Annotated in this window: 23 protein-coding genes, 2 tRNA genes and 1 riboswitch; of the genes, 8 read left to right on the forward strand and 17 right to left on the reverse strand. The window is 53.5% G+C overall.

Annotation, left to right across the window (positions count from 1 at the left end; genetic code table 11):
- Positions 1-4: 4 nt before the first annotated feature.
- From ettA to msrA, 4 genes are all read right to left on the reverse strand, one after another.
- Positions 5-1,687, reverse strand: coding sequence for an energy-dependent translational throttle protein EttA (ettA, locus tag AUMI_RS03950; protein ID WP_096381547.1), 1,683 nt, complete (start codon positions 1,685-1,687; stop codon positions 5-7).
- A 16-nt stretch (positions 1,688-1,703) separates the two neighbouring features.
- Positions 1,704-2,195: a DUF6993 domain-containing protein gene (locus AUMI_RS03955; protein ID WP_096381550.1), complete on the reverse strand. Its 492-nt coding sequence runs from the start codon at positions 2,193-2,195 to the stop codon at positions 1,704-1,706.
- A 79-nt stretch (positions 2,196-2,274) separates the two neighbouring features.
- Entirely contained in the window at positions 2,275-2,748 is a 474-nt protein-coding gene (ssb, locus tag AUMI_RS03960; RefSeq protein WP_096381552.1) for a single-stranded DNA-binding protein, read from the reverse strand.
- A 115-nt stretch (positions 2,749-2,863) separates the two neighbouring features.
- Entirely contained in the window at positions 2,864-3,388 is a 525-nt protein-coding gene (msrA, locus tag AUMI_RS03965; RefSeq protein WP_096381555.1) for a peptide-methionine (S)-S-oxide reductase MsrA, read from the reverse strand.
- Positions 3,389-3,409: 21 nt separating this feature from the next.
- Between msrA and AUMI_RS03970 the strand changes: the two genes are divergently transcribed.
- From AUMI_RS03970 to AUMI_RS04000, 7 genes are all read left to right on the forward strand, one after another.
- Positions 3,410-4,378, forward strand: coding sequence for an EamA family transporter (locus AUMI_RS03970; protein ID WP_096381556.1), 969 nt, complete (start codon positions 3,410-3,412; stop codon positions 4,376-4,378).
- Between the two features lie 165 nt (positions 4,379-4,543).
- A complete protein-coding gene (locus tag AUMI_RS03975; RefSeq protein WP_096381559.1) occupies positions 4,544-5,824 on the forward strand; it encodes a hemolysin family protein in 1,281 nt (426 codons plus the stop codon).
- Positions 5,825-5,870: 46 nt separating this feature from the next.
- Positions 5,871-5,943, forward strand: a tRNA-Arg gene (locus tag AUMI_RS03980).
- Between the two features lie 107 nt (positions 5,944-6,050).
- Positions 6,051-7,421: an NAD-dependent succinate-semialdehyde dehydrogenase gene (locus AUMI_RS03985; RefSeq protein WP_096381562.1), complete on the forward strand. Its 1,371-nt coding sequence runs from the start codon at positions 6,051-6,053 to the stop codon at positions 7,419-7,421.
- Between the two features lie 81 nt (positions 7,422-7,502).
- Positions 7,503-8,114, forward strand: a complete 612-nt coding sequence (gene orn / locus AUMI_RS03990) for an oligoribonuclease (RefSeq protein ID WP_096381564.1) — start codon at positions 7,503-7,505, stop codon at positions 8,112-8,114.
- 68 nt (positions 8,115-8,182) lie between these two features.
- Positions 8,183-8,258: transfer RNA gene (locus tag AUMI_RS03995), tRNA-His, on the forward strand.
- A 143-nt stretch (positions 8,259-8,401) separates the two neighbouring features.
- A complete protein-coding gene (locus tag AUMI_RS04000) occupies positions 8,402-8,908 on the forward strand; it encodes a hypothetical protein (RefSeq protein WP_096381567.1) in 507 nt (168 codons plus the stop codon).
- A 63-nt stretch (positions 8,909-8,971) separates the two neighbouring features.
- On the opposite strand, the gene AUMI_RS04005 is transcribed toward AUMI_RS04000, so the two are convergent.
- From AUMI_RS04005 to AUMI_RS04060, 13 genes are all read right to left on the reverse strand, one after another.
- Positions 8,972-9,232 (reverse strand): hypothetical protein, encoded by a 261-nt coding sequence (locus AUMI_RS04005; protein ID WP_096381569.1) that lies wholly within the window; start codon positions 9,230-9,232, stop codon positions 8,972-8,974.
- A gap of 9 nt (positions 9,233-9,241) precedes the next feature.
- Positions 9,242-9,826: an AAA family ATPase gene (locus AUMI_RS04010; protein WP_096381572.1), complete on the reverse strand. Its 585-nt coding sequence runs from the start codon at positions 9,824-9,826 to the stop codon at positions 9,242-9,244.
- A complete protein-coding gene (locus AUMI_RS04015) occupies positions 9,813-10,571 on the reverse strand; it encodes an energy-coupling factor transporter transmembrane component T family protein (RefSeq protein ID WP_096381573.1) in 759 nt (252 codons plus the stop codon). Before AUMI_RS04015 ends, AUMI_RS04010 begins: the two co-directional genes overlap by 14 nt.
- Complete coding sequence (locus AUMI_RS04020; protein WP_096381576.1) at positions 10,558-11,997, reverse strand: ABC transporter ATP-binding protein; 1,440 nt, start codon at positions 11,995-11,997, stop codon at positions 10,558-10,560. The genes AUMI_RS04015 and AUMI_RS04020 overlap by 14 nt, the downstream gene beginning before the upstream one ends.
- Positions 11,998-12,582 carry an ECF transporter S component gene (locus AUMI_RS04025; protein ID WP_231951690.1) on the reverse strand — a complete coding sequence of 195 codons (585 nt, stop codon included), beginning with the start codon at positions 12,580-12,582 and terminating at the stop codon, positions 11,998-12,000. It abuts the gene before it with no gap.
- Positions 12,583-12,619: 37 nt separating this feature from the next.
- Positions 12,620-12,730, reverse strand: a riboswitch (TPP riboswitch).
- Positions 12,696-13,862, reverse strand: coding sequence for a DNA polymerase IV (dinB, locus tag AUMI_RS04030; protein WP_148664049.1), 1,167 nt, complete (start codon positions 13,860-13,862; stop codon positions 12,696-12,698). It overlaps the preceding riboswitch by 35 nt.
- A gap of 16 nt (positions 13,863-13,878) precedes the next feature.
- Positions 13,879-14,043 carry a hypothetical protein gene (locus AUMI_RS08160; protein ID WP_172418252.1) on the reverse strand — a complete coding sequence of 55 codons (165 nt, stop codon included), beginning with the start codon at positions 14,041-14,043 and terminating at the stop codon, positions 13,879-13,881.
- Between the two features lie 50 nt (positions 14,044-14,093).
- Entirely contained in the window at positions 14,094-15,596 is a 1,503-nt protein-coding gene (gatB, locus tag AUMI_RS04035; RefSeq protein WP_096381581.1) for an Asp-tRNA(Asn)/Glu-tRNA(Gln) amidotransferase subunit GatB, read from the reverse strand.
- Complete coding sequence (gene gatA, locus AUMI_RS04040) at positions 15,596-17,104, reverse strand: Asp-tRNA(Asn)/Glu-tRNA(Gln) amidotransferase subunit GatA (protein ID WP_096381584.1); 1,509 nt, start codon at positions 17,102-17,104, stop codon at positions 15,596-15,598. Before gatA ends, gatB begins: the two co-directional genes overlap by 1 nt.
- 2 nt (positions 17,105-17,106) lie before the next feature.
- Positions 17,107-17,406 carry an Asp-tRNA(Asn)/Glu-tRNA(Gln) amidotransferase subunit GatC gene (gene gatC, locus AUMI_RS04045; protein WP_096381586.1) on the reverse strand — a complete coding sequence of 100 codons (300 nt, stop codon included), beginning with the start codon at positions 17,404-17,406 and terminating at the stop codon, positions 17,107-17,109.
- 49 nt (positions 17,407-17,455) lie between these two features.
- Positions 17,456-19,591, reverse strand: coding sequence for an NAD-dependent DNA ligase LigA (gene ligA / locus AUMI_RS04050; RefSeq protein WP_096381589.1), 2,136 nt, complete (start codon positions 19,589-19,591; stop codon positions 17,456-17,458).
- Entirely contained in the window at positions 19,588-20,712 is a 1,125-nt protein-coding gene (gene mnmA / locus AUMI_RS04055) for a tRNA 2-thiouridine(34) synthase MnmA (protein ID WP_096381591.1), read from the reverse strand. Before mnmA ends, ligA begins: the two co-directional genes overlap by 4 nt.
- Before the next feature lie 44 nt (positions 20,713-20,756).
- Positions 20,757-21,953 (reverse strand): cysteine desulfurase family protein, encoded by a 1,197-nt coding sequence (locus AUMI_RS04060; protein ID WP_096381594.1) that lies wholly within the window; start codon positions 21,951-21,953, stop codon positions 20,757-20,759.
- A 98-nt stretch (positions 21,954-22,051) separates the two neighbouring features.
- Here AUMI_RS04060 and glgX point away from each other — a divergent pair, with 98 nt between their 5' ends.
- Positions 22,052-24,100: a glycogen debranching protein GlgX gene (glgX, locus tag AUMI_RS04065; protein WP_231951692.1), complete on the forward strand. Its 2,049-nt coding sequence runs from the start codon at positions 22,052-22,054 to the stop codon at positions 24,098-24,100.
- The last annotated feature ends 21 nt before the right edge of the window (positions 24,101-24,121 follow it).

The following is a 24,121-nucleotide window of genomic DNA, read 5'->3' on the forward strand; positions in this document are numbered from 1 at the left end:
AGTCCTAGTCGCGCGTGAGCTTGCGGTAGGTGCTGCTATGTGGCTTGGCAGCATCGGGGCCGAGACGCTCAATCTTGTTAGCTTCGTAGGATTCGAAGTTCCCCTCGAACCAGTGCCAGTAGCTGGGGTTCTCGTCGGTGCCTTCGTAAGCCAAGATGTGGGTCGCAATACGGTCGAGGAACCACCGGTCGTGGGTGATGACCACAGCACAACCTGGGAATTCCAGTAGAGCGTTCTCGAGGCTTCCGAGAGTTTCCACATCCAAGTCGTTTGTTGGCTCATCCAGAAGCAACAAGTTTCCACCCTGCTTGAGGGTCAACGCCAAGTTCAGACGGTTACGCTCACCACCGGAGAGCACTCCAGCCTTCTTCTGCTGGTCTGGACCCTTGAAACCAAAGGTAGATACATACGCACGGCTAGGAATTTCCACGTTTCCAACCTGAATAAAGTCCAGTCCGTCGGAAACAACTTCCCAAAGGTTGAGGTTGGGGTCGATGCCGCCACGGCTCTGGTCAACATAGGAAATCTTGACGGTTTCACCAATCTTGACTTCACCGCCGTCTGGCTCTTCGAGACCGACAATGGTCTTGAACAGGGTGGATTTACCCGCACCGTTAGGGCCGATAATTCCGACGATACCGTTGCGAGGCAAGGAGAAGGACAGCCCGTCGATCAGGGTGCGATCACCGAAGCCCTTCTTGAGGTCTTTGACCTCTAGAACAACCGAACCAAGACGAGGACCAGCAGGAATGACGATTTCTTCAAAGTCCAACTTGCGGGTCTTCTCAGCCTCGGCCGCCATTTCTTCATAGCGAGCAAGACGAGCCTTGGATTTAGCCTGACGCCCCTTGGCGTTGGAGCGAACCCAGTCGAGCTCTTCCGAAAGACGACGAGCAAGCTTGGCGTCCTTCTTACCCTGAACTTCAAGACGCTCACGCTTCTTCTCGAGGTAGGTGGAGTAGTTGCCCTCGTAGGGGTAAAGGTGTCCGCGGTCAACTTCAGCAATCCACTCAGCTACATGGTCCAGGAAGTAACGGTCGTGGGTCACGGCGAGAACAGCGCCGGGGTACTTTGCCAAGTGCTGTTCAAGCCAGAGCACAGACTCAGCATCGAGGTGGTTGGTGGGCTCATCGAGAAGCAGAAGGTCAGGCTTCTGAAGCAGAAGCTTGCACAGTGCCACACGACGCTTCTCACCACCGGAGAGCTTGTCTACAGGCCAGTCACCGGGTGGGCAACGCAGGGCATCCATGGCTTGCTCCAACTGGGAGTCCAAATCCCACCCGTTGGCAGCGTCGATTTCTTCCTGCAGGGTGCCCATCTCGGCAAGTAAGGTGTCAAAGTCTGCGTCTGGCTCACCCATGGCGGCAGAAATTTCGTTGAAGCGGTTGATCTTGCCCATGATCTCGCCCACACCGTCTTGCACGTTCTGCAGGACGGTCTTGTTCTCATCAAGTTCAGGCTCCTGCATGAGGATGCCGACCGAGTAGCCGGGGCTGAGCTTAGCTTCACCGTTAGACGGAGTGTCAAGACCTGCCATGATCTTGAGAATCGTTGACTTACCAGCACCGTTGGGGCCAACGACACCAATCTTGGCGCCAGGGAAGAACGACATTGTGACGTCATCAAGAATGAGCTTGTCGCCCACCGCTTTGCGCGCACGAACCATGGAATAAATGAACTCAGCCATGGCTTAATTCTAGGTGTTAGCCCAGGGTTTGAATTCCCGTCCCCAGTAAGCAGCCACCTGAGGCGAGTGCAGGCTCAACATCTGTCTTTACACCAGAAATCTTGGGGCCAAACTGGCCAACTAAACACTCCCCCGCAAAGGGAACCCCAATAAACATTGAGTCAGAGGCCAGCCCGACAGCTGTGCGATCCAGGGTGAATTGAATGCCCGCCGCTCCAAAACCTGAATCAGCAATCTTCTGCGCCATCGTGGTGGCATCAGTTGCAGGGTCAGCTGCAAGAGCTTGTTCCATAACCCACGAGAAGTAGTAGAGGTTATCTTTGGCACTTCCTTCGGGGAGGAATTGTGGTGCTTTCTTAGCCTTCGCGGTTTCACTTGCAGCTGGGCTAGAACTGGGTTTAGAGGATGAGGAAGATTCTGAGGCACCACCTGCACAACCACTCAAGATGAGCGCGCTGGCTGCGGCGAGCGCAAACGCAGCAAGTGCAATTCTTTTCTTCACGGTCATCCCTTTGAGCTTTCTTCTGCACAACACAGAACGCCCCCAAGTCTAAAGGGGGCGTTCTGGGTAGGAGCTGAGACAGGCGTTAGGCGGCAACCTTTTTGCGTGTTTTCGCTGCAAGCGGGAGTTCGTCGTCCTCGTCATTGTCACGGTCTGGCAATCCACCCCAGTCATCTTCGGAGATTGTTGTCACATCGGAGGATGTTGAGTTTCGGGTGTAGTGAGAGATTCCCCAGGTCATGTCATGCCCGAGGACATCTGCTTCAACTTCCACGGTCGTTCCCGAACGGTCGGTATTTTCCCAATCGCGAATGCGCAGCTTGCCTGAGACCACGACGCGGTCTCCTTTATTGACTGATACTGCAGCGTTTTCAGCAAGCTGTCGAAAAGCGGAGACGGTGTACCAATTGGTGTCACCATCTACCCAGCGAGAGGATGCCCGGTCAAAGCGTCGCTGGCTCGAGGCCAAACGAAAACTTGTAATGGCCAAACCTTCACTGGTGGTAAGATGGCGCGGAGTGGTAGCAACCAATCCACTGAGGGTAATCGTGTCAGTCATGATGACGTCCTTCCTAAGTGTGAACACGTCTAGGAAGGATGCTTGGATAGTGATGCTCAGTGAGCGGTTGATTCGGCTTTCGGGGACGAACCAGAGATCTACCCCCTGTGGAGGACTAGTCCTTGATGTAGCTGGCGAAAGACGCGCGAACCTTGTTTACCTTGGGAACAGCAACAGCTAGGCAGTAACCCTGTCCAGGGTTTCTGGCAAAGAAGTTCTGGTGATATTCCTCAGCATTGTAGAAAGCACCCAGTGGCTCTAACGTGGTGACCAGGCCCCCACCCCAATACTCGTTAGCGCGATCAATAGCGGCTTGGAAGAGTTCTTTTTGTGCTTCGCCGTCATAGAACATCGCCGAACGGTACTGCGTGCCAATGTCATTGCCCTGGCGGTTGAGTTGACGTGGGTCGTGCAGGGTGAAGAACACATCCAAGATGACCTCGGCAGGAATGACGTTCTCGTCAAAGACAACTTTCACCACTTCAGCGTGACCTGTGGTTCCCGTACATACTTCTTCATAGCTGGGGTTTTCACTAGTACCACCGGAATAACCGGATATGACATCGGTCACTCCGTTGAGGGTGCGGTACACCGCATCCAAGCACCAAAAGCATCCACCGGCTACTACGAAAGTTGTCATTCCTCTAGATTAGTAACTGACATGGGTTACATCATTGGCTTCCTGGCCGCAATCTTGTTCGGTTCGAACGGAAGCGTGGTCAAACTCGTACTCTCCGAGGGCGTCACTGCCGCGCAGATGACGTTCTTTCGTGCCACAGCAACCATGATCATTGCCGGCATTGTGCTGTTATTCACCGACCGCAGTGCCTTCAAAATAACCTTCAAGCAACTACTCACCATGGCCGCATTAGGTGTTTTTGGTGTGGCGATGCTGCAGTGGTTCTATGCGCTCGCTATTGCACGGATTCCCGTAGGTATTGCACTGCTGTTTGAATACTTGGCTGTTCTAGCTGTTGCCGTCATTGCACGTTTTGTTTTCAAAGAAAAAGTTCGTGCACGTTTATGGGCAGCTATTGCTCTTGTACTTGTCGGCCTGGCCGTCGTTGCCGAAGTATGGAATAGCTCAGTAGATGGCTTGGGCATGATCTTTGCCCTCATCGCAGCCGCTGCGTACACCGTCTACTTCCTCATTGGTGAGCAAGCCCTCAAGGGAATGAACGTCTTAGGGATGACGTTCTGGGCCATGTTGTTTGCCTCGCTGTTTTGGGCATTCTTCAGCGGTTGGCAAAACATGGACTATTCCGTCTTTGCCCACCAGATTTCCCTCTCAGGATCACTTGCAGCCATCTATGTTCCGCTGTGGGTGCCCTTCTTGTGGGCCATCACCATGGGTTCCTTCGTGGCGTTCTACCTTTCCTTCAAGGCCTTAAGCCTGCTCAAGGCGACCTCGGCAGGAATTATTGCGTCCTCCGAGGTGATCTTTGCCTTCATCGTGGCGTGGCTGTGGCTGGGCGAGGCGCTCTCTTTCATTCAGATCATTGGCGCACTGATTGTGACAGCAGGAATCGTGCTCGCTCAAACATCACGTCAAGGCAAGGTGGTTATGGATCTAGACCTAGCCGCAACAACGGGCACTGTACCTGTCACGAAAAACAAATTTCAGCCGTAGCGTAGTGATTTTGTGAATATGACAACTCCAATCACACATGAAATTCATTTCCTATATTTCTGAATGTTTACTGTGAAAAACTGGATTTCAATACAGACAAGTCCACACTTTTGGGAACATTGACAAAAGCTACCCAAACTCAAAAGGAGTGAGTAAAACACCCTCGTGGAACTATTTTTGCTCATCGCCCTATTCGTCGTTAACGGACTGTTGGCCATGTCAGAGGTGGCTCTCCTGACGTCTAAGCGATCAAAACTCAATACTTTAGCTAATCGTGGTAACAAATCTGCGTCGATAGCGCTTCGCATTAGCGAGGACCCAACTCAATTTCTCTCCACCATTCAAATTGGGATTACCTCAATAGGGCTCTTGAGCGGAATTGTGGGAGAGACAATTTTTGCCTCGCCACTTTCTAGTTGGCTGCAGTCTCTTGGCCTGCAACAAACTTTTGCTGATGTTTCTGCAACCATTGTTGTTGTCGTTCTGGTCACCTACCTCTCAATCACAATTGGAGAGCTTGTCCCCAAAAGAATTGGTCAAAGCCAGCCTGAAAAAATTGCCTCCTTGGTAGCAGGCCCGATGCTCTTCCTCTCAAAAATAACTGCGCCTTTTGTCTACATTTTGAGTATTTCTACAAACGCACTTCTTCGACTTCTTGGCATACGGCCCCACCACTCTTCATACGTCACAGAAGATGAAATTGAAGCCATCCTGGAAGAAGGACTAGTTGCCGGGTTGATTGAAAACCAGGAACGCGAATTAGTGAAAAATGTGTTCCGACTTGACGACCGCGCTTTAGGTTCGTTGATGGTACCCCGAACAGAAGTGGTCTTTGTCGATATCAACGACTCGGACGAAGAAAGTTTTGATCTGATTTCACAATCTGTGAGATCAAAGATTCCCGTCTGTGATGGGGATTTGGATTCAATCATTGGAATTCTGAGCGCCAAAACTGCACTCGCCACCGTTGCTCGAGGAGAAAGCCTGAGTCTACGAGAGAATCTCGAGCCAGCGATGTTCGTCCCAGAGACTCTCACTGGAATGGACCTGTTAGAACGGTTTAAGGAAACCAACACACACATCGCCTTTGTTGTTGACGAACACGGTGCAGTCACAGGCCTAGTGACTTTGCAAGACATATTTGATTCCTTGGTGGGAGAAATTCCCGCGGAGGGACAGGAGCAAACTTCTCCTGTTCAACGCGATGATGGCTCCTGGCTCTTTGAGGGCGACACACCAATCCCTGAGTTCAAAGATGCTCTGTCCATAGATGAAGTTCCTGGGGAAAATAAAGGCAAATATCACACTCTGAGTGGTCTAGTTCTGCTCGTACTTGAACGGATGCCTGAGATTGGGGACAGCGTTGAGGTTGATAGTTGGAAACTTGAAGTGATTGATATGGACGGCAAACGCATCGACAAAGTTATGGCTTCGCGGTTGCCCTAGACCTGAAAATAAGTCCATTGCTTCAAAAGGTAAACTAGCTATATAACCCTCCGTAGCTCAGTGGATAGAGCAAGAGCCTTCTAATCTCTTGGTCGCAGGTTCGATTCCTGCCGGGGGGACTTATTTATTCCGTGAATGCGCCGTGAACAGACACAAATCCCTGTTTCTATTCGTGCCCAAACAGTTAGTATCGAATCATCACCATTGACGCCACATAGGAGTGGATATGAGCAAGTACATCGTTACGAACCCTGCTACCGGAGAAAGCGGCGCACCATATGCGCAGGACTCTGACGCACAGATCAGCGCTGCTATCGAAGCAGCCCACAACACTTACCAAAACTGGTCTAAGAAGACCCCTGTTGCTCAGCGTGCAGCACTGATTGAAAAGGTTGCTGAACTTCACCGCGAGCGTCGTGAAGAACTCGCAGAAATCATCGTTCGCGAGATGGGTAAGCCTCTGGCGCAGGCTCTCGGTGAAGTTGACTTCACCGCTGACATTTATTCCTTCTATGCCACCAACGGTGAGAAATATCTGGCAGATGAGCCCATCGTGGAATTCGAAGGTGAAGGCGAAGCCTTCATTCGCCGTTCTGCTTTGGGTGTTCTACTCGGCATCATGCCGTGGAACTTCCCTTACTACCAGGTTGCACGCTTTGCAGGACCCAACCTTGTCTTAGGTAACACCATCCTGCTCAAGCACGCATCTCAGTGCCCCGAATCTGCAGCAGCGATGGAGAAGATGTTCCTGGACGCAGGCTTCCCTGCTGGGGCATACCAAAACCTGTATGCCGACAGCAAGCAGATTGAAACTGTTATCGCAGATGACCGCGTGCAGGGAGTTTCCCTCACCGGTTCTGAGCGTGCAGGTGCTGCTGTTGCCGAGACCGCTGGACGCTACCTCAAGAAGGTTGTTCTTGAGCTAGGCGGTTCAGACCCCTTCATTCTGCTGAGCACCGACGACATGGACTATGCCGTTGACGCTGCAATTGCTGGTCGTAACGACAACAACGCTCAAGCCTGTAACGCAGCTAAGCGTTTTGTCGTTATTGAAAGCCTCTACCCAGAGTTCTTGGAGAAGTTCACCGCCAAGATGATGGAGATGGTTCCTAGCAACCCTATGGACGAGGACACCTACTTAGGACCTTTGTCTTCTGCAGGTGCTGCAGACGGTCTCGAAGAACAGATCTCTCGTGCCGTGAAGCAGGGTGCAACTGTCCATGCACGTGGCGACCGCAACGGAACCTACTTCTCTGGTGTAGTTCTCACTGATGTCAAGCCAGGCATGGACGCTCACCACGAAGAGTTCTTTGGACCTGTTGCCATTGTCTACTCCGTCAAGGATGAAGCAGAGGCTATTGCTCTAGCTAATGACACTCCCTTCGGTTTGGGCTCCTATCTGTTCTCCACCGACAAGGACCAGGTTCTTCGTGTGGCAGATCAGATTGAAGCTGGCATGGTTTACGTCAACGGCGTTGGCCTAGATAGTCCTGAACTTCCTTTCGGAGGCATCAAGCGTTCCGGTTTCGGTCGCGAACTAGGGCGCTACGGAATTGAAGAGTTCGTCAACCGTAAGCTCATTCGTATTCTGAAGTAGAGCAGATAACTCATCAACCGATTCCCTGGCCAGCTGATGGCCAGAGAATCTTTGTCTGTGCTCACACCTAGAATTGTGAGTATGGGAACACCGAATGAGTACATGGTCTGGATCGACTGTGAAATGACCGGACTCAACCTCGATGTTGACGAGTTGGTTGAAGTGGCCGTCATCATTACTGACTCGGAACTCAACGCGGTTCATGAGGGCTTTGATGTTGTCATCAACCCAAGCCAGGCAGCATTGGACAACATGGGTGAATTTGTCACCACCATGCACACCACCTCGGGGCTGATTGACGAAATTCCCAACGGAGTTTCCCTTGCCGATGCCCAGGCTCAAGTTCTTGCTTACATCAACGAGCACGTTCCTGAAGGCCAGAAGCCCCCGATGTGCGGCAACTCCATTGGCACCGACCGCGCATTTATTGTTCGCTATATGCCTGAGGTGGATGCTCGCCTGCATTACCGCAACATAGACGTTTCCTCGTTGAAAGAGCTGGCTCGCCGCTGGTTCCCTCGGGTTTACTTCAACTCCCCCACGAAAGATGGTGGCCACCGCGCTTTAGCGGATATTCAAGAGTCGATTCGTGAACTTGATTACTACCGTCACGCGCTCTTGATTCCGAGCCCGGGGCCTTCCAGCGAAGAGGCCGGCAAAATAGCAGCCGAAGTCGTTGCCAAGTACTCGTAAACCAAGTTTTTCTCCCTGCGTCAAGCGTGTAAGATTATTGAGTTGACGGTTCGCCGGAAACACCCTTGGTGGGTATAGCTCAGTTGGTAGAGCACCTGATTGTGGTTCAGGGGGTCGCGGGTTCAAGCCCCGTTACTCACCCCAAAATCGAAGTCCCGGAAAAGATTACATTTTCCGGGACTTCGCTAGTTAACACGTAAAAACCCACTATTTGACAGGATTTATTCCCCAGTTGATAGGTGTTTTCCCCTATACTTTGAAGTGATTTATCTAGGGGAATAAACACTATGAATGCATCGCCTTCACCTGCGCCAGACGCACAGGATGCATTTGATGACCTCCTCAACGATTTCAAGAACCGCAACAAGGCACGCACCAGCCCGGAGTATGTTCTCGAGACGATGGATACTGAGTCCATCTCGAACAAATACATTCGCCTATTACGCAATCCTTCCGCCGTCAACGAAGATCTTGACGTCGGTGAGAATCCCGCTGAGGTCACTGAGACGGTAAGTACCGATACGGACAGCAACAAAGGCCTAGCTCTGCTATCTGAGAACTACACAAAATCGGCGAGGACCAAAGATAACGTCAGCGCCTTTTCAGGCTTTGCGGCGATAGCGGTATTGATAATTGGTGTTGTTGTTCTCGCCGTTATGGCACAGGCGCTGCTGATGGGCTTCACCCTTGTGGTGTGTGCTGTGGCGCTGTGGATTGTTCGAGCAGTTACTGCACGTCAAGCCCAGGCAACTAGAGAGATTGCTTCTGCGTTGGTGGAAACCGAAGAGAGCTAACTAAAGCAAAAAATAGCCCCAGAACTTTTTGTCCTGGGGCTACTTTTTTAGTTGGGGGAACGTCTATTCGTTCTCGTCTTCTGAGGTGTAGGTGTCGCTCGCTGGCTCGTTGAAGGTGTAGCGAACGTGAAGTTTGCCAGCAACCTCTCGGCTGTCTACCGCGAAGTAACGGAAGATTGACTCAATACCGTCGACGAGGGCGACCTCGCTGAGCTTCTCGTCGTGAGTGCCACGAACGAGGACACGTTCCTCAGCGGTACCTGCGAGTGGACCGTCAATGAACTCGGCGGTGAAGTAGACGTCGGTGTGATCTGGTGTAGTCATACTTCTAGGCTACTCGGTTGAGCGCACCTGAAGTGTCGCAATGGACTGCGGGTTGTGGATACGCACATATTCTTCAAATTGGGCATCCCAGTCACTCCAATGCTCGGCAAAGTTCTCACCCGTTCGAGAAAGAGCGCGTTCCCTGCGCAGTTCTGTGTCAGCATCGAGCCACAAGCGCACCTGTGAAAGGTTCTGTGCTCCTTGTGGCAGTGCCCCGCAGCCTTCAATAAGCAGTGGTTCACGGGCATCCACTGAATGCCACTGCGTGAGCTTTTCCTGCGACCAGTCATATTGCTGCCAGTGGGTGTCTTGCCCAGCTGAACGCTCATTAAGCATGCGGGCTGCTGTGCTAACTCCCTCGAGGAGACCATTCCAGCCTGGATACAAATCATCCATGTGCACAATTTGTAGTTTTACTGCCGAATTCCAGTGCTTTTCCAGCTCGGCAGAAAGTGTGGTTTTTCCAGCTCCACTAGGACCATCGAGTAGGAACGTGGGTGCCGGAGCACCACGAGTGTGTTTCACACTCTCGTTGTAGGCCGTGGAGAGCTGATAGATGTGAGCAATAATCTGCTCGATATCAGGAGATAACAAAATTCCACGCTCCCGTCATCACAGCAACAGTGACAGATATTCCTGCCACAAAGAATGCTCCAGCAATAAACCAACCATCTTGCACCCGCCACTCAGACTGTCTTGCCCAGGTTCTGGCAATCGGTGAATCAAATGCCCGAGCTTCCATAGCAGTTGCCAGCAGACTACCTCTGCGGATTGCCAAAGTGAGTAACGCCAAAGCCAAGCTCAACAACCGGGCACTTGCCCTGATTGACCCAACTCCATCAGCAACTCCCCGAGCACGGCGGGCAAGTCTGAGCATGTTCCAGTCCTGACGCATCAGACCCAACATGCGAATTGCCGCAAGCGCGCCTAGGACGAACCGAGCAGGAAGCTTCCATAACTGCGCCAGTGCATCAGCTAAATCAGTGGGGTCTGTTGTAGCAAAAAGCACAATTGCTGGAAGTGCCACAGCCAGAATGCGCAAAGTAATGGTTACTGCCAGAGCAACCTCGCCCTGAGTTATGTTCCATGGACCGATAACAACAAACGTGTTGCCTTCATCACGCCCATACAGCAAACCTGATAATCCTGCGAAGGGTGCAGCAATGAGTAACGGCGAGAGAATCTTGATGAGTTTCTTGGCAGGAACCCCAGCAAAAGGTAACAATGCACACTCAAAGATCAAAGCAACAACCGCTGAAACTGGATCGAGCGATAACAGCAGCACCACGCCAAGAATGGCTGCTGCACATAGTTTGGCAATCGGGTTAATCGAGGACATGCTCACCACCTACTCTCACAACCCGATCGGCAAGAGCAGAAACAAGAGCCTCATCATGAGTGATGGTAACGATGGCATGGCCCTCATCACGAAGCTCACTCAGCAGCTTCACCATCTGTGACCAGGTTGCGGCATCCTGGCCAAAGGTAGGCTCGTCCAAAATCAGCACCGCAGGTTGTGCAGCTAATGCAGTTCCTACAGATAGTCGTCGCTGTTGCCCACCAGAGAGCGTAAATGGATGCGCATCCGCCAGATCTGAAAGATGTAACCGTTGCATGAGCGAATCGACGAGAGTAAGGATCTGGGTCTCTGGAAGTTTCAGCGCCCTCGGCCCAGCCGAGAGTTCTTCTCGAACAGTTGCTGCAATAAATTGATGTTCGGGTGCCTGGAAGACACTGCCAATACGGCTCAAGAGTTCGCGGGAGCGCCATTGAATGGGTTCATCCGATCGTGCAGTTCCACGCAGCTGTGCAGTAGCAACAACCTTGCCTGATGGCGCGGGTATGAGCCCACCTAAAGTCAAGGCGAGAGCGGTTTTCCCAGCACCATTGGGTCCCATGATGGCCAAGACTTCACCGGCGTGAACATCGAGGTCCGCAACGGGAAGGGGGGCTGTAGAACCCGGATATCCGACCTCAAGTTGTTGGGTTATGAGGAGTGTTTCCCCTGTTGTACCTCGGCGCGGAACTGGTTTGGTCACATGCGGGAGCCAAATGCCAGTCTTCTCGAACTCACTAGCTTTCTCCTGGGGTAACTGTGCCGGCGGCCCATCCCACATCACACCGTTTCGCCCCAGCACAATAATGCGCGTGGCAAAATCCCACCACAGCTCCACACGATGCTCAACCATCACGATGGTTGCACCGGTAGCATCAACGACCTTGGTTAACGCATTCTTCAATGCGAGAGCTCCTGCAGGATCAAGATTTGCCGTGGGCTCATCTAGGGCAATGATTTCTGGTTGCATTGCCAGTACACCAGCTAATGCCAGTCTCTGTTTTTGACCGCCGGATAATGCGGAAGTTGAGTGGTTGAGTGGAACATTCAGCCCGACAAGATCACAGGCTGCCTCCACTCTCTGCCAGATTTCTTCACGAGGAATGCCGAGATTTTCACAACCAAAAGCAACATCGTCACCGACGCGTTCCAAAATGACTTGGTTCTCTGGATCTTGTAACACGAGACCAATGCGACCACGGGAATTGAGCGGGGGCAGCCCATTGAGTAGGACGGAACCCTGTTCTGTTCCCTCATCCTCACCGAGCACACCCGCGAAGGCCCTGAGTAGGGTACTTTTACCCACACCAGAGGCCCCAAGGAGCAGAACCCGCTCGCCCTGAGCAATCTCGCAAGAGATATTGCTCAGCGTAGGGGTAGAGCGGGCAGCGTACTGCCAGCCCCACTCCTGCGCTGAAAGAGTTGCCACCTAGCTGATACGCCCTGCAGCGAATCTGCTCAGTGCCCCAGCCCTGGCTAAACCTCGAACAATAAACCAGGACATCAATCCGCCGATGACGGCACCAGAAATCACCCCACAGATGACATAAGTGACCTGGAATCCGAAGTCGACACCGGGGTACCAAACAACTAAGTCATTGATACTCATCGCGACACCCGCTCCAGCACCAGCAAACACAGCTGTAAAAACAGACCAGTTGGCGTAGAGGAATAGGGCAAAGACAATCTCAGCACCGAGGCCTTGAACAAGACCTGAGATGAGCGTTCCAAAGCCCCACTGGCTACCCAACAGCGCTGAAACGGTTGCTGCAATGAGTTCGGTATAGATTGCGGCGCCAGGCTTGCGGATGATCAAACCACCCAGGACAGCGGCGAACAGCCACCCACCACCGAGTAGTGCAGTGAAGCCTGGTGTTGCAGACAGTGCTGCCGAGAGTGGCCCATAGGCCAAACCCCAGGCCCAGAAAATGATGCCGGATGCGACACCAATCACACTTGCGACGACGATATCGACAACGCGCCAGCGGTACTTACTTACAGTTGTTGCGTGCACTTGCGTGCCCCTTTCGGTTGAAATGAGGGCACGGGATTATTCGTTGAGAATGCCTCCCTGCGCTGGCATGATCCAGATCAGGTTCGACGGTCGAAAGTTACGAAACTTTCCTCTCAGCCCGGTGTACCGGACTCCCGTGTTCGTTCAATCTTACGCAAGAACGAGGCGGGACGAACACTATCGGGGCCAAACTTTTCTCCCACCTGATCCATCACAATCTCTGCTTCTTTCCAGGCGTCAGCCTCGTCGCCCCACAACGAGAGTTGTTGCGTACCTGCATCCACCAAGGATGCAGCGCGAACACCAATGAGACGAATCGCTCTGCCGCCGGTTTTGAGCTCGTCGAGAAGTTCACACACCACCTTGTGTATTTCTCGTCCGACACTGGTTGCTTCTGGCAGTGTGCGACTGCGGGTGAGCGATTCAAAGTCTGAGAACGTGACCTTCAAGCCGATTGTTCGAGCCTCGAGCTGCGCTTTGCGCAGCTGGGCTCCAACATGGTCGGCTTGGAACAACAGTGTGGCTTTGAGCTTCACAGCGTCCGTGACGTCCTCATTGAAGGTGTGTTCTTTGCCAATGCTTTTTTCTGCCCGCTGGGTTGATACTGGGCGCGGGTCCCGCGCCCACGACAATTCATAGAGGTGGGTCCCTGCGGCCTGGCCTAGTGCTGAAATCAAACTAGCTGGAGGCGACTGGGCAATATCTGCAACAGTGTGTAACCCTCGCTTGTGCAACACCTCAGCTGTTTTCTTGCCCACACCCCAGATTGCTTCAATTGGGAGGGGATGCAAAAAAGCCAACGTTTCTTCTTCTGGAATAACCAGCAAGCCGTTAGGTTTCGACTTTGTTGAGGCAAGCTTTGCCACAAACTTTGTACTCGCTACTCCCACAGAGCAGGGCAATCCCGTCTCATCACGAACACGATCTTTTATTTGCTGGGCAATCTGTTCTGGAGTGCCAAAAATTTTCTGTGCACCTGAGACATCCAAAAAAGCTTCGTCGATAGAAAGCTGTTCAACGACGGGCGTGAAGTCATAAAAGATAGACATCACTTTCTTGGAATACGCCCGATACTTCTCAAAGTGGGGTTCTAAAACAATGACATCTGGGCACAGCCGCTTGGCAGTGACTAACGGCATCGCCGAACGAATACCTAAAGCCCTAGCTTCATAGGTTGCACTCGTGACAACAGAGCGCGGCGAATCGTGTGCAACAACTGCAGGTTTGCCGGCAACTTCGGGTCGATCCAATACCTCCACGGACGCGAAGAACGCGTCCATGTCGATGTGAAGAATGTTAGGCGCGGTTCCACCTAGAAGCGAGACCGAATGCGAGGGTTGCACCGAGAACTCCAGCGGCGAAGATCCATGCGCCGTATTCGGGGTAAGCGAATGCCTGTCCCATGGTCCAGCAGGAGCCAACAGAAAGTGCCATCACGACGATAAACAAGAGAACTCGCATGGAAGCTCCTTCATATCAGGGCGTGTGCTCACGCCAACCACACATTTAGTTTAGAGCGCTTCGGCCCGTTCAAGCACGAGTTCACGAACGCGTGCCGCGTCCGCCTTACCCTGCATAGCCTTCATGACAGCACCAATAACAGCACCAGCTGCCTGAACCTTGCCGTCCTTGATCTTCTCGAGGACATCCGGCTGAGCGGAAAGAGCTTCGTCGATCGCGGCAATCAGTGCGCCGTCATCACTGACCACAGCAAGACCCTTGGTCTCCACGATCTCACGTGGCGAACCTTCGCCGGCAGCAACTGCTTCAAGGACCTGACGAGCCAAACGGTCCGTCAGAGTGCCCTCGTCCACGAGCTGCTGGAGTTCAGCAACCTGCGCAGGTGTGATGTCGATACCGGCATCTCCCTCAGCTGCGTTAGCCAAACGAGCAATCTCACCCGTCCACCACTTACGTGCTGCCTGAGGAGTAGCACCCGCAGCAACAGTCTCCGTAATCTCGTTAAGCAGACCAGAGTTCACCACATCCTGGAATTCCAGGTCGGTGAAACCCCACTCAGCTTTGAGGCGACGACGGCGCTCAGCTGGCTTCTCGGGAAGTGCTGCACGCAACTCTTCAATCAAAGCTGGGTCTGGCACTACAGGAAGCAGGTCAGGCTCTGGGAAGTAGCGGTAGTCATCAGCATCAGACTTGGGACGACCGGCGCTGGTTGCTCCGGTGTCTTCGTGCCAGTGGCGGGTTTCCTGAATGATGGTTCCACCATCAGCAAGGATCTGCGCCTGGCGCTGAATTTCGTAGCGCACTGCCCGCTCAACCGAACGCAGGGAGTTCACGTTCTTTGTTTCGGTGCGGGTGCCGAGCTTGTCGGATCCACGAGGACGCAGTGACACGTTTGCGTCACAGCGCAGGTTTCCGCGTTCCATCTTTGCGTCAGAGATACCGAGAGCCAGGACGATGTCACGAATGGTCGCAACATACGCCTTGGCCAGTTCGGGGGCGTCGTGTTCGGCGCCCTCAATCATGCGGGTCACAATCTCCACCAGGGGAACACCAGCACGGTTGTAGTCCACGAGGGAGTATTCCGCGCCCTGAATACGACCGGTGGAACCACCTACGTGGGTGAGCTTTCCCGCGTCTTCTTCCATGTGAGCACGCTCAATGTCGACCTGGATGATTCGACCGTTAGGCAGCTCTACTTCCACGTTTCCGTTAATCGCGATGGGCTCATCAAACTGAGAGATCTGGTAGTTCTTCGCGAGGTCAGGGTAGAAGTAGTTCTTGCGCGCGAAGGAAGAAGATTCTGCAATCTCACAGCCCAGGGCAAGGCCCAAGCTGATGGAGTAGCGCACAGCTTCTTCGTTCACGACAGGAAGTGAACCAGGCAAACCTAAGCAGGTGGGAGTGATGTTGGTGTTGGGCTCGCTACCAAAGTTGTTGGGTGCTGCTGAGAACATCTTGGTCTTTGTCGAAAGTTCAACGTGAACTTCAAAACCGAGCACGGGCTCGAACAGTTCGAGCGCCTTGTCATAGTCCATGAGCTTTGCCTGAGCCATTAGAGCGCCCCTCCCTTGAGTTCTGGTGCTTGGCTGATCAACGTGTGACCCCACTTCTGTTCCAGCAGAGCTTCGAGTGCGCCACCAACGTTATACAGGCGTGCATCTTCACGAGCGGGGGCAAGGAATTGGATGCCGACAGGTAATCCGTCCTCGTCCGCGAGACCAGCAGGAATGCTGATGCCAGGAATACCTGCCATGTTGGCAGGAATGGTCGCAACATCTCCACGCCACATTGCAACGGGGTCGTCGAGCTGTTCACCGAGCTTCCACGCCGTGGTGGGTGCAGTGGGCGAAGCCAGAACGTCAACCTTGCTAAACGCATCTGCAAAGTCGCGCTGCACGAGCGTGCGCACCTTCTGAGCAGAGCCGTAGTACGCGTCGTAGTACCCAGCAGAAAGTGCATAGGTACCCAAGATGATGCGTCGCTTTACTTCAGCACCGAAACCAGCTTCACGGGTTGCAGACATCACCTGCTCCACGGTTCCACCGCCTTCAGGGGTTACACGCAGGCCAAAGCGAACGGAGTCAAACTTGGCCAAGTTGCTGGATGCTTCCGCAGGAAGGATCAAGTAATACGCAGCAACCGCATATTCCAGGCTGGGCAAAGAAACAGGAACAATTTCTGCACCATTTTCTTTGAGAAGTTCCAGAGCATCGTGGAAACGAGCAAGAACACCAGGCTGGAAGCCCTCACCGTCGAGCTGTTCGATAACACCAATCTTGAGGCCTGCAACGTTGGCATTCTTGACTGCTTCCACAAAGGAAGGCCATTCGTCCTTCAGTGAGGTGCTGTCATGCACATCGTGACCCTTGATCACATCGTGCAGCAAGGCAGAGTCCATTACGGTTCGGGTAACGGGACCAATCTGGTCCAGGCTGGATGCCAGAGCAATAGCACCGTAACGAGAAACACCACCGTAGGTAGGCTTCACGCCCACAGTTCCCGTGATGTGTGCGGGCTGGCGAATAGAACCACCCGTGTCTGAACCTAAAGCGAGAGGAGCTTCATACGCGGCCACTGCTGCAGCAGAACCACCACCGGAACCGCCAGGAATACGGTCCAAATCCCACGGGTTACGTGTTGGACCATATGCGGAGTGTTCGGTGGAAGACCCCATAGCGAACTCATCCATGTTGGTCTTACCCAGAGGCACCAACCCTGCTTCACGGACTTTGGTCACCACGGTGGCGTCATAAGGTGACATCCACCCTTCAAGAATCTTGGAACCCGAGGTGGAGGGCATATCGGTAGTTACGAGAACATCTTTAATGGCGATGGGAACACCATCGAGAGAACTCAGTGGTGCTCCAGCAGCACGGCGTGCATCTGAAGCTTTCGCTGCTTCTAACGACACCTCAGCGTTGACATGCAAGAAAGCATTGAGGTCGCCATCAACTTCAGCAATACGGTCGAGGTGTGCCTGGGTGATCTCAACAGAAGTTGTGGTTCCCGCCGCGAGCATTTCTGCGAGCTCGGCAGCAGTTTTGTGAATGAGGTCAGACATGATTACTGCTCCTCCCCCAAAATTGCCGACACCTTGAAGCGCGAACCATCGTGCTCGGGTGCAGAGGCCAATGCCTTGTCGGTAGCAATCACATCAGCGACAACATCGGGACGGTAAACGTTCTTGAGGGGAATGGGGTGGCTGGTTGCAGGCACATCGGGAGTAGCAACAGCCTGCACAGAAGCAACAGCTTCCATGATCTGGCCCAACTCAGTGGTCATCGTCGCGATTTCCGCGTCGGAAAGGTCAATACGAGCCAAGTTTGCCAGGTGGCGCACTTGCTCGGCAGAAATGTCAGACATGATTCTCCGTGCACTACAAACGAACCTGAAAGTTCGGGTGATTGAGTATTTAGTCTACCGAGCCAAAGGCACTGGGTCCTTCGGCAAGAAGCTTCTCGAACCCTTCAGCATCCAGAACCGGAATACCCAGTTCTTCTGCCTTCGTAAGCTTTGATCCAGCACCTGGTCCTGCGGCAACAAAGTCTGTCTTCTTCGACACACTCGATGCGGGCTTGCCACCTGCAGAGATGATTGCTTCCTGAGCTCCCTCGCGAGTGAATCCTTCGAGAGATCCCGTGGCAACTATGGTCAGTCCAGAACAGGGGCCTTCAATCTCTGCAACAGCACCAGGGCCCGCGTGTCCAGGAATTGCAAACTGAACACCAGCTACCTTCCATTGCTCAATGATGTCCTGATGCCAGTCAACATCAAACCAATTCTTCAATGACTCAGCAATGATGGTGCCGACGCCATCGACAGCTGCAAGCTCGTCAATGCTGGCGGAACGAATGGCATCCAGAGAACCGAAATGATTTGCCAGTGCTCTCGCGGCAACAGGCCCAACGTGGCGAATATTGAGCGAAACAAGCAAACGCCACAGCGGCTTCGTTTTTGCTAGCTCCAAATTCGCAATGAGCTCCACTGCGTTTTTGGATTCAGTGCCGTCAGCATTAACGAAGTAGGGAACTTTTTTGAGATCTTCTAAGGTCAACGCAAACAGGTTGGCTTCGGTTTCAAGCGGGGGCTGTTCGCCATCTTTATGGTTTGTCAGTGCCGTTGCAGCTACTTCGCCGAGACCTTCAATGTCGAGGCCACCTCGTGAACCGATGTGTTCGACACGGCCACGAACCTGGGCAGGGCAACTCTTTTGGTTAGGGCACCGCAGATCAATATCACCCTCAGAGGCAGGTGCCAGCTTTGCACCACACTCTGGGCAGCCTTCGGGCATCACGAACGCACGCTCAGTGCCATCACGCAGTTCCAGCACGGGGCCGAGAACTTCAGGAATAACATCGCCAGCCTTGCGAATGACGATGGTGTCACCGATGAGCACACCCTTGGCCTTGACCACGTCTTGGTTGTGCAAAGTAGCGAACTCTACGGTGGAGCCGGCAACCTTGACGGGTTCGACGACCGCATAGGGTGTGGCCCGTCCGGTGCGACCCACGCTGACCCGAATATCGACCAGCTTGGTGTTGACCTGCTCGGGTGGGTATTTGTAGGCGATAGCCCAACGTGGCGCGCGAGAAGTGGATCCCAGCTCACGCTGAGTGGCCATGTCATCGACCTTGATGACGATGCCATCGATTTCGTGTTCTACAGAATCCCGAGCTGCACCCATCTCTCGGATGAAGGCGGCCGCCTCTTGTGCGGAGCTGACTACGCGGTAATGCGTTGATGTGGGAAGTCCCCAGCTCTTCAAGAGCTCATACACCTCTGACTGCGTGGGGACGGGAGTGTCTTCCCACGCACCAATTCCGTGCACCAGCATGCTCAGAGGGCGTGTAGCAGTTTTTTCTGGGTCTTTTTGCCTGAGGGACCCACTTGCGGCGTTACGCGGGTTAGCGAAGACCTTCTCACCAGCCTGAGCTAATTCCACATTCAATTTTCGGAATGCTTCTACGGGAAAGAAGATTTCTCCGCGCACTTCGACCAGTGCCGGGTGCCCTTGCCCGGCAAGACGCGTGGGAATGGACTTGATCGTCAACACATTCGCAGTGACATCTTCTCCAACAACACCATCACCTCGGGTTGCAGCAGAAACGAGCACACCGTTTTCATAGCGAAGGTTGATGGCCAAGCCATCTATCTTCAGCTCGCAGAGATAGTTGACCTCACGCCCAGTGTCTTTTCGAATACGTGCCGCCCAGTCCATGAACTGTTCCTCGGAAAAAACATTGTCCAGGCTCATCATGCGTGCGGCGTGGGCAACTGGAGCAAAAAGCTCAGTAGCCTTCCCACCAACAGACAATGTGGGGCTGTCTTGTCCCTGAAGCTCGGGATATTCGCGTTCGATTTCTTCCAGACGGTGAATCAGTGCGTCGTATTCAACGTCAGCAATAAGGCTTTCGTCTCGCTCGTAATAGGCGTCACGAGCATCCAAGATTTTGGAAGTCAGCTCTTCGGCTTCGTGTTGAGCTTTCTCGAACTCACTGAGTTCGGGAACGATTTCTAAATCATCACCGAACAGAGCGTCCCCACTCATGTGGTGGCCTTCTCGGTGAGCACAGTGTTGAGATCACTGACGGTGCGAGAAATGGTGAACTGGCCCAACACCCTCGTACCCACATAAATGACTGCTGTTTGCCCTGCTGCGACAGAGTTCAGTGGGGTGGTCGGACGAACGACAAGTTCGTCACCAACCAACTGAGCTATCGCAGGTACAGGATCTGCGTGAGCACGAATCTGAACATCAACCTCAAAAGCAGTTTCAGGGTTTTCTTGAGCTTGGCCACACCAGGTGTAACTGGTGCCTGCAATCTCAGTGATGTCCAGTGCTTCGCGAGGACCAACAACAACAGTGTTGGACTTGGGCCGAATTTCTAGAACAAACCGAGGCTGACCATCTGGGGCGGGGGTTCCAATGTGAAGACCCTTGCGTTGACCAATGGTGAATCCCGGGGTTCCTTCGTGTGTGCCTAGTTTGTTGCCCTCAGTGTCAACGATGTCACCCTCGCTGATGCCCACTTTGTCTGCCAACCAGCCTCGAGTATCTCCATCTGGAATGAAACAAATGTCATGACTGTCTGGCTTTTGCGCAACACTGAGGCCGCGCTGTGCAGCTTCTGCGCGAATGAGATCCTTGGACGGAGTGTCCCCGAGCGGGAACATGGCATGAGCTAACTGCTCACTGGTAAGGACCCCCAAGACATAGGACTGGTCTTTAGCCCAGGCACTTGCCCTGTGAAGTTCAAGATTGCCGTGGGCATCTGGAACAACATTGGCGTAGTGGCCAGTGCAGACCGCATCAAAACCTAAGGCCAGTGCCTTCTCCATCAGGGCAGCAAACTTGATCTTCTCATTGCAGCGCATGCAGGGATTTGGCGTGCGGCCAGCTTGATATTCAGAGATGAAATCTTCCACCACATCTGATTTGAAGCGTTCGGAGAAGTCCCACACGTAATAGGGAATGCCCAGCATTGTGGCAGCACGCTGGGCGTCCATCGAATCTTCGATCGTGCAGCAGCCCCTGGCTCCGGTGCGCAAAGTTCCGGGCATACGGCTCAGGGCAAGATGAACGCCAACAACGTCATGGCCCGCTTCAACAGCGCGCGCAGCAGCAACGGCAGAATCTACTCCACCGCTCATCGCCGCTAAAACTCGCATAAACCAAGTTTAAGCCGTGACCGGGTGCCCCAGCTGACCAAAGCCTAGGAAGTTGTGCCGGCCCTTCGTGCACGCTCATATGCCTCAGGCAGTGCGGCAAAGAATTCTTCAAGTTCTTCTTCGGTTGTGCTGTGACCTAGTGAGACGCGGATAGCAGAAGATGCTCCCTTTTCGTCATAGCCCATCGCCAGTAATACGTGGGAAGGCTGCGCCACGCCAGCCTGACATGCTGAACCGGTGGAGACTGAGACCCCCATGGCATCAAGCAAGAAGAGTAGGGAATCACTCTGGCAGCCCGGGAAGGTGAAGTTGACGTTGTTATCGAGGCGGTTGACGCGATCACCACTGAGAACAGCCTCAGGAACCAACTCTTGGATTTTCGAGATTGTGAGATCACGCAGTGTGCTCAATCGCCGAGTTTGCTCAGCAAACCCTTTATCTGTCATCAACGCGGCAATAGCCATAGAAGAGATGGCTGGAGCATCGAGTGTTCCACTGCGCAGGCCACGTTGCTGTCCCCCACCATGAATGAGGGGTTCCAGCTGGGCGTGCCTGCTGGCGATGAGCAGACCGACACCGGGCACGGAACCGAACTTGTGGCCAGAAAGACTCATAGCAACAAGACCAGTTGCTCCTTCTGCACCTGTTTCTTCGCGCAGCTGGGCAAAGTTGATGGGGATATGGCCAAATGCAGAAACCGCATCGATATGGAGAGGAACCTTGTATTGTGCGGCGAGCGCGGCAACTTCCGCCGCAGGCTGGATGGTGCCCACCTCGTTATTGGCCCACAACATGGTCATCAGAGCTACAGCACTACCGGCACGCTCGAGCGTCTCTTTAAGTTCAGTGACATCTATGCGTCCCAGGCTGTCGACGGGAATCCACTCAAGTACTGCACCCTCGTGCTCTTGCAACCACAACACGGTGTCTAAGGTGGCGTGGTGTTCTGCTTCAGGAACAATAATGCGGTTGCGCTTAGCGTCTTTCTCAACAGATGCCCGAAAGAGCCCGACGAGGGCGAGGTTGATGGATTCGGTGCCACCGGAGGTAAAGATGATTTCAATGGGTTCACACCCGAGCACGGTGGCCAGATATTCTCTGGCGTCTTCAACAAGTGCTCGAGCCGCTTGACCGTGGCGGTGAACAGAAGAGGGGTTTCCTGCCAGGTGGAGGGCATCTGTGAATGCTTGAGCTGCTTCGGGGCGCACTGGAGTGGAGGCGGCATGGTCGAGATAGGCCACGGGTGTTCTCCTCTCCTTCAAGCTGTTGTTGAACCAATTTTCTGCCAGGTCACCGCGTTCGAAACATACTGGCAATGTATCTGGATAGTCTATTTCGAGTGACTATCCCTCCTGCACTGAACAACCTTGGCGTGCGCCAAACCGGAAACGGTGGCGAGCTCAAGGTTTTTAGTGCGCATGCTGAGGGAATTGACCTACTGGTCTATGAGGCTCCCGGCAGCAACCACATAGCTGAACGCCACTCGTTGAAAAAGGGAAAGGCAGGGGTGTGGAGCACCACATCCTCCAAGCTCATTCCTGGTGCTGAGTATTCGCTGCAAGCATGGGGCCCTGCAGGTCCGCAAGATTCCTTCTCGGTTGAAGAACTCCTCATTGATCCCTACGCCAAAGGTTTGAGCAAGGTTGGTAACCAGTGGCGCAATGTCGTAGTAGACACCAGCTTTGATTGGGAAGACTCGACCAAACCACAGACCCCACTGGATCAATCCGTCATTTATGAGGCACATGTTCGAGGTCTAACCAAGATGCATCCGAGTGTTCCGCTCGAACTGCGCGGAACATATGCCGGTCTTGGTCACGAAGCGATGACGACCTACCTCACCGAGCTGGGCGTGACCGCAGTTGAGCTACTGCCGGTGCACACCTTTGTCTCCGAAGAACACCTTCTTCGACAGGGCCTGACCAACTACTGGGGTTACAACACCCTTAATTTCTTCACTCCCCACGAGGCGTATGCCACCCATGAATCTCGCGCAGAGGGACCATCTGCGGTGCTTCGCGAATTCAAACAGATGGTCAAGGACCTCCACGCTGCTGGATTAGAGGTCATTCTTGATGTGGTGTACAACCACACTGCTGAGGAAGGTAAGTTCGGCCCACGTCTGAGCTTCCGAGGCTTAGACAACGCGAGCTACTACCGCCAAACACCCGATGGTGAATATATCGACACCACAGGGTGCGGCAATTCTTTGAATGCCTCTGAGCCTGTTGTCCAAAAACTGATTCTTGATTCGCTGCGTTACTGGGCCGAAGAGGTTCAGGTTGACGGGTTCCGTTTTGACCTTGCTGTGACCTTGGGTCGCAATGAGGATGCAGAGTACGAAAAAGACCACCCACTGCTCGAGGCAATACGAACTGATCCTGTGCTCTCCAACACCAAGCTCATCGCGGAGCCGTGGGATGTTGGCTTAGGCGGCTGGCAGACCGGAAACTTTGCAGATGGCTGGCACGAATGGAACGACCGCTACCGCGATCGCATCCGTAACTTCTGGCTTCCTGATATTGCACAGGCTCGAGAGACCGGCATTGCACCCACCGGTGTGGGCGGTTTCGCCACCCGTCTGGCAGGATCAAGCAACACATTCTCTGCTGAGCGCGGCCCGGTCGCCTCCGTGAACTTCATCACCGCACATGATGGCTTTACGTTGAACGATTTGACGATGTACAACTACAAGCACAACATCGGTAACGGTGAAGATAACCGTGATGGAACGGATAACAACCGCTCCTTCAATCATGGTGTGGAAGGCCCCACAGATAATCCAGATGTGATTGCTGCACGCCGGCGCACGATGCGTAATTTGATGGGCACATTGCTTCTGTCCGCAGGTATCCCCATGATTACCGCCGGCGATGAATTCGGTCGCACCCAGCACGGAAACAACAACGCTTATTGTCACGACTCCCCCTTGACCTGGGTGAACTGGGAGCTCCAGGAGTGGCAGCAAGACATGCTCGCCACCACCAAACACCTTACAAAGATGCGCCAGGAACATCCGGCACTGCGTCCAACAAAGTTTGGTGTCTTCGGCGAGCGCATTCCCAGTGCCAGTCAGGTTGATTGGTACAACACCCAGGGCGAAATGATGGAGTTGGAGGATTGGGAAGATCCTCACAACCGCACGCTGCAATATGTTGCCGCGAGCACCCCAGAATCTGGTGATTTCAACCGTATTTTGATGATCATTCACGGAACCGAACAACCCACTTCTGTGGTGGTCCCCAAACATGAGGGGGTTCTCTTCTACGAGCCACTGTGGTTTAGTCCCCACCACACTCCTCGAGATGTTCCCGGCGTGCTTCGCCCAGGTGAGACGTTCAAACTCACGGGAACATCCATTTTGTTGTTCAACGCTGCAAACTCGTAGTTTCCAGAACACACTGCAAGA

Origin of the sequence: Aurantimicrobium minutum, from assembly GCF_002355535.1 — a bacterium.
GTDB lineage: Bacteria > Actinomycetota > Actinomycetes > Actinomycetales > Microbacteriaceae > Aurantimicrobium > Aurantimicrobium minutum.